The 14613-nt window shown below is 67.7% G+C and carries 13 protein-coding genes and 1 pseudogene; 4 read left to right on the top strand and 10 right to left on the bottom strand.

The window, feature by feature from the left end; translation table 11 throughout:
- Positions 1-244: 244 nt before the first annotated feature.
- The 4 genes and pseudogenes from CQY20_RS08260 to CQY20_RS08245 all read left to right on the top strand — a co-directional run bounded on the left by CQY20_RS08260 (position 245) and on the right by CQY20_RS08245 (position 3859).
- The gene (locus CQY20_RS08260; RefSeq protein ID WP_097939590.1) at positions 245-595 is read left to right on the top strand and encodes a hypothetical protein; all 351 of its coding nucleotides are present in this window, start codon (positions 245-247) and stop codon (positions 593-595) included.
- Between the two features lie 149 nt (positions 596-744).
- Entirely contained in the window at positions 745-1506 is a 762-nt protein-coding gene (locus CQY20_RS08255) for an SDR family oxidoreductase (protein WP_097939589.1), read from the top strand.
- A gap of 42 nt (positions 1507-1548) precedes the next feature.
- Positions 1549-2127: a DUF1707 SHOCT-like domain-containing protein gene (locus tag CQY20_RS08250; protein WP_097939588.1), complete on the top strand. Its 579-nt coding sequence runs from the start codon at positions 1549-1551 to the stop codon at positions 2125-2127.
- 296 nt (positions 2128-2423) lie between these two features.
- Positions 2424-3859: pseudogene (locus tag CQY20_RS08245) on the top strand (13E12 repeat family protein).
- A gap of 48 nt (positions 3860-3907) precedes the next feature.
- On the opposite strand, the gene CQY20_RS08240 reads toward CQY20_RS08245, so the two are convergent.
- The 10 genes from CQY20_RS08240 to CQY20_RS08195 form a co-directional block, all read right to left on the bottom strand.
- On the bottom strand, positions 3908-5893 hold the full coding sequence (locus tag CQY20_RS08240) for a vWA domain-containing protein (protein WP_097939587.1): 1986 nt from the start codon (positions 5891-5893) through the stop codon (positions 3908-3910).
- A gap of 53 nt (positions 5894-5946) precedes the next feature.
- A complete protein-coding gene (locus CQY20_RS08235) occupies positions 5947-7329 on the bottom strand; it encodes a sigma 54-interacting transcriptional regulator (protein WP_163701696.1) in 1383 nt (460 codons plus the stop codon).
- Between the two features lie 123 nt (positions 7330-7452).
- Positions 7453-7791 (bottom strand): nitrile hydratase accessory protein, encoded by a 339-nt coding sequence (locus tag CQY20_RS08230; RefSeq protein ID WP_097939585.1) that lies wholly within the window; start codon positions 7789-7791, stop codon positions 7453-7455.
- Positions 7788-8372, bottom strand: a complete 585-nt coding sequence (gene nthA, locus CQY20_RS08225; RefSeq protein ID WP_097939584.1) for a nitrile hydratase subunit alpha — start codon at positions 8370-8372, stop codon at positions 7788-7790. Before nthA ends, CQY20_RS08230 begins: the two co-directional genes overlap by 4 nt.
- Positions 8369-9031 carry a nitrile hydratase subunit beta gene (gene nthB, locus CQY20_RS08220; protein ID WP_097939583.1) on the bottom strand — a complete coding sequence of 221 codons (663 nt, stop codon included), beginning with the start codon at positions 9029-9031 and terminating at the stop codon, positions 8369-8371. The genes nthA and nthB overlap by 4 nt, the downstream gene beginning before the upstream one ends.
- A gap of 126 nt (positions 9032-9157) precedes the next feature.
- Positions 9158-9805 (bottom strand): hypothetical protein, encoded by a 648-nt coding sequence (locus CQY20_RS08215; protein ID WP_097939582.1) that lies wholly within the window; start codon positions 9803-9805, stop codon positions 9158-9160.
- Positions 9806-9827: 22 nt separating this feature from the next.
- The gene (gene purH / locus CQY20_RS08210; protein WP_097939581.1) at positions 9828-11399 is read right to left on the bottom strand and encodes a bifunctional phosphoribosylaminoimidazolecarboxamide formyltransferase/IMP cyclohydrolase; all 1572 of its coding nucleotides are present in this window, start codon (positions 11397-11399) and stop codon (positions 9828-9830) included.
- Positions 11396-12025 (bottom strand): phosphoribosylglycinamide formyltransferase, encoded by a 630-nt coding sequence (purN, locus tag CQY20_RS08205; protein ID WP_097939580.1) that lies wholly within the window; start codon positions 12023-12025, stop codon positions 11396-11398. The genes purH and purN overlap by 4 nt, the downstream gene beginning before the upstream one ends.
- A 9-nt stretch (positions 12026-12034) precedes the next feature.
- Positions 12035-13615 carry a cell division protein PerM gene (locus CQY20_RS08200; protein WP_097939642.1) on the bottom strand — a complete coding sequence of 527 codons (1581 nt, stop codon included), beginning with the start codon at positions 13613-13615 and terminating at the stop codon, positions 12035-12037.
- Positions 13616-13675: 60 nt separating this feature from the next.
- Positions 13676-14584, bottom strand: a complete 909-nt coding sequence (locus CQY20_RS08195) for a DUF5336 domain-containing protein (protein ID WP_097939579.1) — start codon at positions 14582-14584, stop codon at positions 13676-13678.
- Positions 14585-14613: the final 29 nt, after the last annotated feature.

The following is a 14613-nucleotide window of genomic DNA, read 5'->3' as shown; positions in this document are numbered from 1 at the left end:
GTGGGCCGTAACTACACAGATGAAATATGGGTTAAGCAGCACCGATGACCGTACATTCAAGATCGGATGACATAGCAAACAATGTTTGCTGATCGACCTGTCGTCGTGGCGCGACCAGCGAGAAATCCTGACGGGTGAAACAATAAATTGCCTCTTGCGACAAGTGGCGCTTCACAGGCTATAGTGAGTTAACTGAACGGCGAGCTGACGCGGACCGGTCACTAACTTCAACCAAGGAGAAACCATGAAGCGAGTTCTCGGCGCCGCCGCCGGCGGCGTACTCGGCGCTGCTGCCGCCTTCGGTGTCAGCGCGCTCATCACCGCCGCGCCCGCGTCGGCCGAAGGCATGAACTTCAATTGCGCCCCCTGCGTCGGCGATGTCAACGGCGACGGCGTGAACAACCCCGTGTGGGACGAACTGACCTCGTTCGGGCCTTGGGAAGGCTTCTTCGACCCCGACGGTGATGGCAACGGCGCATGGGAGAACGGCGTCCAGGCTGTCAATGGTGGCGCATGGGAGAAGGTGTTCCCCTCCGAGCCAGCCGAGCCGTCAGGCGACGATGGTGATGGCGGCGATGGCGGTGACGGCGCCTAGTCATCCGCGCTTCTTTCGCGAGACCTCCGTCGACGGCACAGTCGGCGGAGGTCTTGTTTTTGGCAGATATCGGCAGATGTAAAGGCACGGCCCACGCCGAGCGTGAGTCGGGTGCCCGTTTCCTTGCGTGCGCGTAGGCTCGCCCATTGATGGCGCAGGAAGTTCTGGTCACGGGCGCGACCGGCACACTCGGCCACAGAGTGGTCTGTGAAGCGACGGATGCCGGCCACAAAGTCCGCGCGCTCAGTCGAAAGCCTCGCGTCGGCTATACGGGTGTGCACTGGGCACAAGGCGACCTCCTCAGCGGCGAGGGCATCGACGCCGCATTCGAAGGCATCGACACCGTCATCCACTGCGCGACGCAGTTCACTCGCGCCAAGGACGTGCGGTCGATTGCCAACCTGATCTCATCGGCGCGTCGCGCCGGCACGTCGAACATCATCTACGTGTCGATCGTCGGCATCGACCGCATACCGCTGCCCTATTACAAGACCAAGCTGCGCGTCGAAGAGTTGCTGGCCGCCTCGGGCCTCGGGCACACGATCCTGCGCGCCACCCAGTTCCACGAGTTGATCGAAAGGATCTTCGAAGTCCAGCGCTTGTCGCCTGCGCTCGTTGCGCTCAAGGGCGTGCGATTCCAGCCGATCGACACCCGCGACGTCGCCGCCCACCTTGTCTCGCTCATTGACAGGGGCGCCGCCGGCCGCGTCGACGATATCGGCGGACCGATGGTCCATGACCACGACGAACTCGGGCGCATGTATGTGAGGGCGCACAACAGCCGCAGGCGCGTGTTAAACGTGCCACTGCCCGGTGGCATAATGGCCGGCTACAAGTCCGGTGCCCACCTGGTACCGGCAAACCCCGTCGGCACCATTACTTTTGAGCAGTACCTGGCCCGAACGACCTGATCTTCCAGTGCATATTTGACCTAAGTCGTAGGCTCGACAGTGATGAGCACTCCAGCGTCGCGAAACCGCTCAGAGCCCGCTGCGGACACCGACCGCATGCAGGCAGCTCAGCTCTTGTCCGACGCGGCCGCCCAGGGCCGCCTCGATATGACCGAGTATGAAAACCGGTTAGCCAAGGTATACGCGGCCAAGACTTACGACGAGCTTTCCCGCGTGAGCTCCGACTTGCCCGGCGCCATCACCAGCCGCCGCGGAGGACCTTGTCACCCTGCGCCCTCAACGGTATTGCTGGCGATCATGAGCGGGTTCGAGCGTCGCGGCCGCTGGAACGTGCCGAAGAAACTGACCGCATTCACGCTGTGGGGCGGCGGCGTCATCGATTTGCGCTACGCCGACTTCACCTCGCCTGAAGTCGAGATCCGCACCTACTCGATCATGGGCGGGCAGACCATCCTCGTCCCGCCGGAGGTCAACGTCGAACTGCGGGGCCACGGCGTCATGGGCACCTTCGATCACCTCGAAACCGAGAAGGGCCTGCCCGGCGCGCCGCGGGTCAAGGTGCGCGGCTTCTCGCTGTGGGGCAAGGTCGCCGTCAAGCGCAAGAAGCGCAAAACCAGCTAACAGCCCTTCGCGCGTGCAAGCGTGCGCCCCGTGCGAATTCGCGGCGCGTCTTCCGCACTGTCTTCACGTTCGGCCGAGTGATGGCCGGCTCTGTTTTATTACGGCTGGCCTCCCTTGCGTGTGATACCCCACGGCCGACCGGATCCGTTGAGCGCCTTGATGGTTGACGTTCTGCCGTTGACGGATGCAATACCACAGCCCGCCGACCTTTGCGGTCAGTTATCCACAGTCTGACATTCATCCACAGCCACGAAATCTTTGCGGTCATTCGAACAGATGTTCGATAGCTTGGTGGCATGACCAGCACGCAGCAGGAAGAGATCGGCGCCGCATTGGATGCGATTGACGCGGGATACGCCCGGCTGCGCGCGGCGTGCTCGGACACCGTCGGCAATGCATTCCGCGTGAAGGTGGCCGAGCGCTTGGAGACGCAGTGCCGGATCAATCGCGGGCAGATGTATCGATTCTTCGGTGAATTGGCCGAACCACCCGACGGCCCCGATGATCCGGCCCTGCCCGCAGGCGCGGTGATCAGCAAGCTCCTGTGGAAGCGGCTGAGGATTACGACCGGCGACGTGAAGGCCCGGATGAAAACCGCCGTGCGCATTCGCCCCCGCCGCACGTTGACCGGGCAGGAGCTGGAGCCGGAACTCGCGCATCTTGCCGCCGCCGTGGAGAGCGGCCACGTAGGCCACGACCACATCAAGGCCGTCTGCGAAGCCATGGACGCACTTCCGTCCGCAGTCCCCGAACACATCAAGGAACGCGCGGAACGAGTTTTGGTGCGGCACGCGAAAGATCAGGACTCCAAGTTCGTGGTCGTCGTCGGTCGGGAAATCGCCGAACAACTCAACCCCGACGGCGATTTCGACGAGAAGGACCGCGCGCGTATGAGCGGGATCAGAATGGGTCGCCAACGCGCGGACGGCATGAGCCACATCAGCGGCTGGGTCGACCCCGAGGGCCGTGCCTATCTGGAAGCCGCGGAGGCCGCTGTTCGGCCGGGCCGTCATCTCCCTGATGGAAGTGTCGAAGAGGTGCAGTTGGACACCCGTTCTGCACCGCAGCGCCTTCACGACGCGTTGAAGCTCGGGTTGAAAGCCGGCATAGCGTCAGGCATTTCGGGCAACATCGTGGGCTGCCCCTCACCGTCATCGTCACGACGCCGCTGAGCGCGCTCGAGCAAGCCGTGCATGCCGTCAACGACAGCTCCATCCCGATGCCGCCGCCGGCGCGCACCGGTGGCGGATCCGCCCTGCCGATGCGAGATCTCATCCGCATGGCGGCCGACTCGATTCACTACCTGGCGGTGTTCGACGACCACACGAATCGTCCGCTCTACTTGGGGCGCACAAAGCGCGTCGCCTCCGCCGATCAGCGGATCATCTGCTACGCCCGCGACCGCGGCTGCACGCGGCCGAATTGCACTAAGCCCGGCTATCACTGCGAGGTGCACCACGACCCGCCGTGGAATAAGGGCGGACGCACGGACGCCGACTGCTTGTTCTTCGGCTGCGAACCCGACCACGCGATGCTGAGCAAGGGGCTGCTGGAGGCCAAGGTCACCGACACGGGCCGGCTCGCGTGGTCCGACGGCAGCGGCCCCTTCGAGATCAACCTGGCACATCACCCCGAGGAACTACTCGCCGGACTCTTCGACGACGACGAACGCGACGACGAACGCGGCGACGAGCGGGACGGCGAGCATGGCCGCCGCGACGATGCTCTCTAGCGACGACGCCTCGGCAGTCGCCTCAGCGACGACGTCTCAGCAGGCGTCTCAGCGACGCCTGCGCGACCTCAAATAGTCCCCGACGACCGCGGCGCCAAGACCGTCCAGGTCGGGTACCACCACGCGTCCTTCCACCCTGCGCGCGACCTGATCGATGAACCGCGCCAAGCCCGGATCATTGCCGAGCCGGAAGATGGTCACCTGTGCGCCCAGCCGCGCCATGTCGTCAAAACCCTTGACAGTGTGGGCAATTGTGCGCGGGTGCGGCGGGTAGTCGAAGAACACCGAGGTGCCTTCGCCGTCGCCGAAGTTCTCCAGGTGCGCCGTCGGCTCCCCGTCGGTCACGACAAGGACCACCGGCTGCGCGTCGGGATGGCGCCGCAGGTGCCGTCCGGCCAAGGCCAGCGCGTGATGCAGGTTGGTGCCCTGCTCGTAGACGCCCTCCAGACCCGTCAGCTCCGCGGGTGTCACCGTCCGCGCATAACGGCCAAAGGCGATGATCTGCAACGCATCCGAGCGGAACCGGGTACTCACCAGATGGCTGAGCGCCAGCGCCGTCCGCTTCATCGGCAGCCAGCGGTTCTCCATCACCATCGAGAACGACGTGTCGACCAGCAGCGCCACCGCCGCCTGGGCGCGGGTCTCGGTCTCGGACACCTCGACGTCGTCGACGGTGATTCGGATCGGCGTCTCGGGCGTACCGTTGCCCGCCTGCCGCAGCACGGCATTCGTCAGCGTCCGGGTCACATTCCACGGCTCGGTGTCGCCGAACTGCCACGCGCGCGTCGCACCCGTCATCTCGCCTGCCGCACCGGCCCGGCGCGTCTCGCGCTCGCCGTGGCGACTCGACAACTGGCGTGCCACATCCCGCAGCGCCGTCTGCCCCAGCTGCCGCATGGCCTTCGGCGAGAGCCGCCACTGCCCGTCGCTACCGCGGTCCAGGAAGCCCTGATCCATCAGCGCCTTCTCCAGTTCGGCCAGCGTGCGCGCATCGACGGCCGCCTCGTCGCCCAGCTGGCGGGCCAGCATCTCCAGGTCGACGTCCTCCATCGTCGCGCCCGCATAGCTCTGCGACAGCGCCTCGGCGAGCTGTTCGAGCTCGGCGATGTCGGCCATCGCCTGCGCGCCCTCGCCCATGCCCAGCGGATTGTCGCCGGAGAACCGCGACGAGCCCGTCCAGTCTTCGCCCGGCCGCGCCGCCTGCAGGTGTGCGTCCAGCCGGTTCAGCGCGTTCATCAGCGACGGCGACCCGAATGCCTGCTGCGCCAACGCATCCAGCTCCGCCCGCTGCTCGGGCGACAAGCTGTTGCGGAACCGCTGCGCGGCCGCAGCACGCTGCGCCAGCGAGTCCAGCAGCTCGTCGACGTTGCGTGGATTCTCCGGGAAGAAGTCGCCGTGCTTGCGCATGAAGTCGTCGAAGTCCTGCTGGGTGTCCTCGCCGCGAGAATGCTTGTCCAGCAAGTCATTCAGATCGTCAAGCATCTCGTTGACGCGCTGCCGGTCCTCGTCGGTGGCGTTCTCCAACGCCTGCTTCATCCCGGCGAAGCGCTGATCGAGCATCTCGCGGCCCAGCAGATCCTTGATCTGCTCGTACTTCTCGCGGCCCTCCTGGCTGCGCCACTCGTAGTCGGACAGCTCCTGCACGGCCTTGGCCGGCGACGGCGGCAGCGACTCGATGCGCATCTCCTGGAACCGCGCGTCGTCGTCCAGCGCCCGCGCCAACTCCTTGCGCTCGGCCAGCACGGCCTCGTCGAGCAGCTTCTTGATCTCTTGCAGCGTCCCGTCAAGGTTGTTGCGCTGCAGCAGTTCCCGACGCCGGCGATTCGCCTCGGCGGCCAGCCGGTCGGCGCCCCGCATGCTCTGCGTGCCCCGTCGCAGCAGCTCCTGCAGCGCCCGCCGCGGCGACGCACCCTCCATCACGTCCTGCCCGATGGCCTCGAGCGCCTCTCGCAGGTCAACAGGCGGCGCCAGCGGGTCGGGCCCGCCGGTGTAGCTCGAATAGCGAGCCGAGCGCCCGTGACCTCTACTGGCCATGGCCGCACTCCTGAACGCAGCGAGTTCCTCGCTGCTTGATCGTCGTTCGGCCGTCAGCCATAGACGGTTTCGCCTTCTCCGGACACCTTGTCGATCCGCTTGGCCAGATACAAAGCCTCAAGCGCCAATTCGACCGCCGCAGCGCGCTCGCCGTCCGACGTCGCGCCGAGCCGCTCCTGCACCTGCGCGATCGCGGGCACCTCGGGAACCGCGGCCAGCACGTCACGCGCCGAGACGCGGTCGCCGGTCGTCACCGCCGAACCACCCTCGATGGCCACCACCAACGGCCCGACGTCGATGCCGCCGAGCAGCCGCTGCGCGGTGTCGGCCGTCGCGCGCCGCAGCAGGTGCTCGAGGATCGCCTGCTCGCGGCCTTCCTCGCCGGACTCGAACTCCAGCTTGCCGCGCAGCACGTCGATAACCGTGCCGAGGTCGACCACGCGGGCCACCGGATCGTCCTCGCCGAGGATCGCCGAGCGGTGCCGCGCCGCCGCCGCGACCGTCTCGGCCGCCGCGATCGCGAACCGCGCCGACACGCCCGAGCGCTGGTCGATCGAACTCGACTCGCGCAGATACCGCGCGAACCGCGCCAGGATCTGCAGCAGGTACTCGGGCACCTCGGCGGCCAGATGGGCCTCCTGCTGGATCACTCCCACTTCGGCGTCGAGTTGCAGCGGGTAGTGCGTGCGGATCTCGGCGCCGAACCGGTCCTTCAGCGGCGTGATGATCCGGCCGCGGTTGGTGTAGTCCTCGGGATTCGCGCTGGCGACGACGACCACGTCCAGCGGCAGCCGCAGCGTGTACCCGCGCACCTGGATGTCGCGCTCCTCCATCACGTTGAGCATCGACACCTGGATCCGCTCGGCCAGGTCGGGCAGCTCGTTGACCGCCACGATGCCGCGATGCGCCCGCGGGATCAAACCGTAGGCGATGGTCTCCGGGTCGCCGAGGCTGCGGCCCTCGGCCACCTTGATCGGGTCGATGTCGCCGACCAGGTCGGCCACGCTGGTGTCGGGCGTCGCCAGCTTCTCGAAGTAGCGCTCGCTGCGGTGCCGCCACTCGATCGGCAGGTCGTCGCCGGACTCGGCGGCCCGGCGAATCGACTCCGGCGTGATCGGCGAGTACGGGTGCTCCCCCAGCTCGGAGCCCGAGATCACCGGTGTCCACTCGTCGAGCAGCCCCGCCAGCGCGCGCAGCAGCCGCGTCTTGCCCTGGCCGCGTTCGCCCAGCAGCACCACGTCGTGGCCCGCGATCAGCGCGCGCTCCAGCTGCGGAAGGACGGTGTCTTCGAAGCCCAGGATGCCGGGCCACACGTCGCGGCCCTCGGCCAGCGCGGCCAGCAGATTCTCCCGAATCTCCTCGCGAACACCCCGTTCGCGATGACCGGAGGCACGCAGTTCGCCGACGGTACGGGGAAGGTCTTTGGGTTGCATCACCACTCCACGCTACGACTGCTCGACAAGGTCGGCAGCGGTTACCCTCTGCGCGAACCTGGAATAAAACCTGAAGTCAGCGTGCCTGCCGCGGCTGAGTGGCCGCTGAGCGTTGCCTGTACGTCGCTAATGCGTGTGATCGTGCCCGGCCGGGCGCCGCGCCAGCACGTCGGCCCGCTCGCCCACGTCGTCGCCGTTCACCACCCCGGCGGCGCCGAGGACATCCTCCAGCGCGCCGAGCCAGTGGTGGTAGTAGTGCCACTCCGGTTGCTCGGCTTGCTCGGCGGCTTCCCAGATAGCGATCCGGGCGATCAGCGCCTTTTGGAACTGCGGCCAGGTGAACGCGCCCGCCTCGTTGAGCGCCACCGCCATAGCGAAAGCCCTGCTGTGCCAAGGCTCTTCGAACACCAACTCCCCGTTGGAGCGCGGCGGCGCCGCCACGCCGGTCAGCCCCACGGCCGTCATGGCGGCCCGATCTTGGCCACGCCGACCATCGCGTCGCGGGTGATCAGGCCGACGAGTTCGTCCTCGCTCATGGCCTCGGTTCCCGCGGGCCGCTCGGGCAGCACCAGCCAGCGCACCTCGCTGCTGGAGTCGTGCACGACGATCTGCACATCGTCGGGCAGTTCGAGGCCCATCTCGGCGAGCACTGTGCGCGGCTCCCTCACCATCCGCGCGCGATACGACGGATCCTTGTACCAGCTCGGCGGCAGTCCGAGCAGCTGCCACGGGTAGCACGAACACATCGTGCAGACGACGACGTGATGCGTGGTCGGGGTGTTCTCGACAACGACAACGCACTCGGTCTGCGGGCCGAGGTAGCCCATCTCCCTGATCGCGGCGGTGCCGTCGTCAAGCAGCCGGCGGCCGAACTCCGGATCGGTCCATGCCCTGGCGACCACCTTGGCGCCGTTGAGCGGGCCGACGTCGTTCTCGTAAGTGTTGATGATGGCGTCGAGCGCTGTCGGATCGATCAGTCCCCGTTCGGTGAGTAACTGCTCGAGCGCTTCGGCGCGCAGCGACGGCGGTATGTGCGCGGCGGTCATGACGCCTTCTCCAGATAGCTTTCGAACATCTCGATGGTCAGCGTGAACGGCTCGGCGTCCTCGCCCCACAATTCGCGCGAGTCGAATTGCACCGTGTACACGTGCTGAGGGTTCTCGCCCTGGAAGTGGGCGTTGGTGTCGGGAAGCACTGAAGGTGGCTCGATCTGCGCGACGACGCCCGTGTGCCCCCGCACATAGCGCGGCAGCCGCGTGTGCCCTGGCGGCGACATGTTCTTCGCGCGCACCCGCTCGCCCGGCTGGAATTTCGGCGCCGTGTCGAGGCTGCGCAGCGAGTCCGCGACGGGTTCGCGCCGCGGCAGATTGAGTTCCGGTGCGTCCGGCTCGTCGACGTCCTCACCGCGCAGCCTGCGGGCGCGCGCTTCGACGGCCGCGGGCGCCAACACGTCGTTCTCCGTCAGCAGCAGCTCGGCGCCGTTGAGCCAGCGGCCGTAGTAGCCGTCATCGAGATAGGCGTCGCGGTCCAGCCGCTCGATCGCATGTCGAACCGAATCGACATTGCCGCCGACGAGCCTGTTTGACAACAGCATCATCGCGAACGCCCTGCCCTGCCACGGCTCTTCGAACACCGGCTCGTCGGCGCGTGGTCGTTGCGCGGGGCCCCAGCCGGTGGTGCCGCCCATGTCCGCGATGCCGTCCATTGCATGCCTCCTCACGCGGTATGGCGGTATGGCTTTGTGATCACTCGACCACAAAACCCTCGCGAGCAGACGCGAACTCGCACGATTGCGCGGGCGTTTTGTGCGATTGTGCGTCTGCTCGCGGAGCTAAGCCGTCGGCGAGAGCATCTGGAAGCCGCTCAGGATGGTTTCCGCGTCGCGCTGGTATGTCTGGTTGCCGGGATCGGCGCTCTGGACCGTCATCGTCATCGCGTACGTGCGGTTCTCGGTGTGCAGCACCGCGCACAGCACCCGCGCCGGATGCGGCGGCAGAATCCCCAGCGGCGGCGTGATGTAGTCGATGATCTCGGCGGGCAGGCTGCACAGCGTCGTCTCGGTGACGCGCAGGTTGGTCGCGCCGACGCCGGTCCGCAACGCATCCTGCTGGGCGTCGAAGACGTCCGCGGGCACGGCGATGCCCGGATGGTTTTCCAGTGTGACGACAACAGTCGGCGCGAACGCGTCTCTGGCCAGGCTCGCGTTGCGCATCGTGAAACGGATCAGCGGGGAATCCAGCATCGACACCCGCTGCCAGTTGTCGGGCTGCGGGATCTTCAGGACGGGCTCGTCGTCGGCGAGGCTGGGGATCGTGGTCAGCGGCGTGTCGACCTTCGTGCAATCGTCGGCGGTGGCGCCGGCTTTGCCCATGTCAGGCGCGGCGACGACGCGCGCGTCGTCGATGACCCGCGTGCAGGCCGTGGCCGCGAGTGCGATGGCGGCCAGCGCAACCACCGCTGTGCGCACGCCAATCAGCATGTTCGGCAACCTATCAAGGGCGTCAGTGCGCGAAGTGGCGTGCTCCGGTCAGGTACAGCGTCACGCCTGCATTGGCGGCGGCCTCGGTGACTTCTTCGTCGCGCACCGACCCGCCGGGATGCACAATCGCCTTCACACCGGCGTTCGTCAGCGTCTCGAGGCCGTCGGGGAACGGGAAGAACGCGTCGGAGGCGGCGACGGCGCCGCGCACCCGCTCACCGCCACGCTCGACCGCAAGCCGTGCCGCGTCGACGCGATTGACCTGGCCCATGCCGACGCCGACGGTGGCGCCGTTGGCGGCGACGACGATCGCGTTGGATTTCACCGCACGGCAGGCCCGCCACGCGAAGACAAGGTCGGCCAGCGTCGCCGGGTCGGCGGGCTCGCCCGTCGCGAGTGTCCAGTTGTTCGGGTCGTCGCCCCTCGCGTCGAGTGCGTCACGCTGTTGCATCAGCAGCCCGCCGCTGATCTGGCGCATTTCGATGCCGCCCGGCATCGGCTCGGACGCGACGAGCACGCGAATGTTTTTCTTGCGCTTGAGGATTTCCACTGCGCCGTCTTCGTAGGCGGGCGCAATGATGACCTCGGTGAAGATGCCGGCGACGGTCTCGGCCATCTCGACGCTGACCGTCGTGTTCGCGGCGATGACGCCACCGAATGCGCTCAGCGGGTCGCAGTCGTGGGCCTTGCGATGGGCGTCGGCCACCGACACCGACGAGATCGCGATGCCGCACGGGTTGGCGTGCTTGATGATGGCCACGCACGTCTCTTGGTGATCGAAGGCGGCCCGCCACGCTGCGTCGACGTCGGTGAAGTTGTTGTAGGACATCTCTTTTCCGTGCAGCTGCTCGGCCTGCGCCAGGCCGGACCACGCGGAGTCGTCGGTGTAGAGGGCCGCCTGCTGGTGCGGGTTCTCGCCGTAGCGCAGCACGCCGCTGCGCCGCCATGTTCCGCCGAACCAGGCCGGCAACTGCTGTGCGGGTTCTTCGGGCGCAAGGGTCGACCCCATCCAGCTGGCGACGGCCACGTCGTACTCGGCGGTGTGACGAAAGGCCAGCGATGCCAATATCTTTCGTTCGGCAAGCGTGAAGCCGCCGGCGCGTACCGCCGCCAGCACGCCGTCGTAGCCTCGCGGATCGACCACCACCGCGACGCTGGGGTGGTTCTTGGCGGCCGCGCGCACCATGGACGGGCCGCCGATGTCGATCTGCTCGACGCATTCGTCGACGTCGGCGCCCGAGGCGACGGTCTCGCTGAACGGGTACAGGTTGGCGACCACGAGGTCGAATGCCGCGATGCCGAGTTCCTCAAGGGCCGCAGCGTGTTCGGGCTTGCGCAGGTCGGCAAGCAGGCCGGCATGCACGCGCGGATGCAGGGTCTTGACGCGGCCGTCGAGCACCTCGGGAAATCCCGTCAGCTCCTCGACGGGGGTGACCGGAACACCTGCTGCGGCAATGGTTTTAGCGGTCGATCCGGTCGAGACGATGGCCACGCCCGCCTCGTGCAGGCCCTTCGCCAGTTCGGGCAGTCCGGTCTTGTCGTACACGCTGACCAGCGCCCGTCGAATCGGTCTGCGCCCGTCGCTGTCCGTCATCCTATCGTCGCCTTTCGTCCCGTCCAGGTCACTCCGCGCGTTGCCAGCGCGGCCAGGACATCCACCAGGAGTCGCCGCTCGACGACCTTAATGCGTTCGTGCAGGGCGGCTTCGTCGTCGTCGTCGAGCACCGGCACTGACTGCTGCGCGAGGATCGGCCCGGTGTCGGTGCCCGCGTCGACAAGATGCACGCTGCAGCCGGTGACTTTGACGCCGTAGGCCAGCGCGTCGGGCACGGCGTGTGCGCCGGGGAAGGCGGGCAGCAGCGCGGGATGCGTGTTGACGACCCGGCCGGGAAATCGCTCAAGGAACTGCGGGCCAAGGATTTTCATGAAGCCGGCCGATACCACCCAGTCGGGGTTGTGCGCGGCGGTGGCTTCGGTGATCGCCGCGTCCCACGCCTCGCGGTCGGGGTAGTCCTTCAACCGGACCTTGTAGCTGGGCACCGACGCGGCGGCGGCCACCTCTTCGGCGCGGCAGTCGCGGTCGACACCGACGGCGACGATGCGGGCCGGGTAGTCGCCGACCGCCGACTCGAGCAGAGACTCCAGCAACGAACCGGTGCCCGACGCCAGCACCACTACTCGCGCCGGTGCGGTGGGGGGCACACGGAGCGGTTGCTGCACGCGACGAGCCTAATCGTCGGTCTTGCGCCGGTGCTCGCCGACCGGGCCCGGCGAGGCGTCCTCGTCGTCGATGAACGCGAGGTCCTCGGGATCGGGCAGGTCGTCATCGGCGGGGCCGACGTGCGCGGTCGGCGGCAGCGACACGGGCGCGGGTGGTTCATAGCGGGGGAGCTCGTCGCCCAGGTCGAGGTCGTCTGCGGGTTCGGGCTCAGGTTCGGGCTCAGGTTCGGGCTCAGGTTCGGGCTCGGGTGCCGCGTCGTCGGCGTCGGGCTCGAGTGCGGTGGCGTCGGCGTCGGGCTCGTCAGACCCGCCCCCCTCCTCGGACTCGGGTTCGTCCCCTTCGTGGGCCGCCTCAGACTCGCGCCCCTCCTCGTCGAGATCGACATTTTGGCGCGCTCCACTCGCACTTTTGCGCCCAAATGTCCGTTTGGGCGTAGAGGTGGCGGGTTTGGGCGTGCGGAGGCCGCGGGTGATGCCGCCGGCCATGGCGACGGTCAGCGCGCCGATGCCGACGAACCACAGAAACACCGCGGGCGCGAACGTGGCCTGGTCGACGCCAACATGGCCGAAATTGCCCAGCTGGCCGCTGCCTGCGTAAGCCAGCAACGCCATCGTCACCGCCGCGATGGCCGAGGCGAGCACGACCTTGCCCAGCGCGGGCAGCAGCGGCAGCGGCCGTCGTCCGCATTGCTGGCCGACCACCACGCCCGACGCCGCGCCGATGATCAGCAACGCCACCCACACCGGGCCCAGCGGCGGCGTCGGCACCGCGGCCAGCACCGGCAAGGCGGGGATGTCGCCGCCGAACACCGTGAACGAACTGAACGTCGCGAGCCCGACGTGCGCGCTCGACCCGACCGCGATCGCGGACGCGCCGACGATGACGTTCGGCGCGTACAACGCCGACAGCACGGTCAGGCTGAACTGGCCGAATATCGAGTCGGTGATCGCATACAGCTCGTGCATCGTCGACCAGTGCACCACCAGCGACAGCGCCGTCGCCGCACTGGAGAGTCCGAGCAGCGCCAGCACCCCGGCCACTGCGGGCCTGCCCGCGTCGGCCACCCACTGCGGCGCGCCCACCGCCGCGAGCACCCGTCTGCCGACCCGCGAGCCGACGCCGAGCGCCGCGCCGATCGCGTGCACGGCCAGCACGCCGGTGAACGCGCGCAACGCGTTGGGCGTCTGCAACTCGGTGATCACCGACGACGCGTCGTGAATCACCGCCAGGCAGATGGCGGCGATCAACAGCGGGCCGCCGAGGGCCGACGCGACGATCCACCGCACGACGAACCACGAGCCCCGCGGCGGTGTGGCGGCGGCCGTCGTGCGCGCCGTGCCCCACACCATCGCGAGCACCGGCAGCAGCGGCATCACGCCCAGTTCACGGCCGCCGATCGAGATCGGGACCTGATGCACGCCCAGCCACATGCTGGCGATCGCGCCGAACGCGCCGGTCATGTCGCTGTTGGCGATCAGCAGCTCGACCAGCACCACGGCCGCGATGATCACCAACGCCACCGCCGATGGGCCGAACGCGACCCGGAACAGGTCACGAGCCTGGCGAGCGCCGACCGACCTGTTCTCCACCACTAGCGGTATAGCAGCTGTTCGCTCGCGCACGCGGTATTCACGCACGCGAGGCTCGAACTAGGACGTCGAGTTGCCGGACTGATTCGACGAAGACGACGACGAGGACGAGGACTGCCCCTGCGACGGCACCTGGCCGGTCGGCGAGGACGACGACGATTGCGGCTGGCCGTAGGTCGGGAAACCGGTCGGTGGGGTCGGCGGGCCGCCCTGCTGGCCGATCGGCGGGTAGCCGCCGGAGGAGGACTGCTGGCCGTACTGGCCGCCGCCGTACTGGCCACCGCCGTAGGGCGGGCGCTGCTGATGCTGCGGGCCGCCCTGATGGTGCTGGCCTTGATGCTGGCCGCTGCCGACCTGGCCGTAGTACTGGCTGGGTCCGCCGTACTGGCCGTACTGCGGCTGCTGCTCGAACTTCGGCTTCGGCGCGGGCGCGGAGATGATGCCGGAGTCCATCAGCAGCGCGCCGATCGACACGGCGGACTGCAGGAAGGTCAGCAGGATGACGACGTAGAGCGCCCAGCCGATGGTGACCCCGGACGGCACGTTGATGATCTCGGCGAGCACCAGAAGAAAGCCCAGCACGGAGATGGCGGCGATGACGCCTGTGGGTGCCTTCTGCCTGGGCAGCAGGCTCGCGCCGGCGATCAGCGCGGCGAGCAGCGACGCCACGACGGCCAGGCCAAGACCCAGCGACGTGCCGCTGGCGCTGCCCAGCTGCGGGAAGTCGGTGCTCTCAATCTTGAACATGGTGCCAAAGCTGAACAGGTAGACGAGCAGGCCGAGCACCGCGACGACCGCGAGCAAGATCAGTGGCAACTTGTTGGGATTGGCCGCGCCTGGAGTGGTTGCCGAGGACGATGACTGCGTCGACGGCTGCTCGACTTTGCCGAACTGCTGCGTCGGAGCGCTGAACTGGGTGGTGGGCTGCTGCCCGGGCGGATATCCGGAGCTGCTTGGCGGGTAGGTCATGACCTCTCCTGCTCTTGTTTGGGCGCCGC

Source organism: Mycolicibacterium agri (assembly GCF_002553505.1).
GTDB lineage: Bacteria > Actinomycetota > Actinomycetes > Mycobacteriales > Mycobacteriaceae > Mycobacterium > Mycobacterium agri.
The sequence above is the reverse complement of the archived record's forward strand: the minus strand, read 5'-3'. Positions and strand labels throughout refer to the sequence as shown.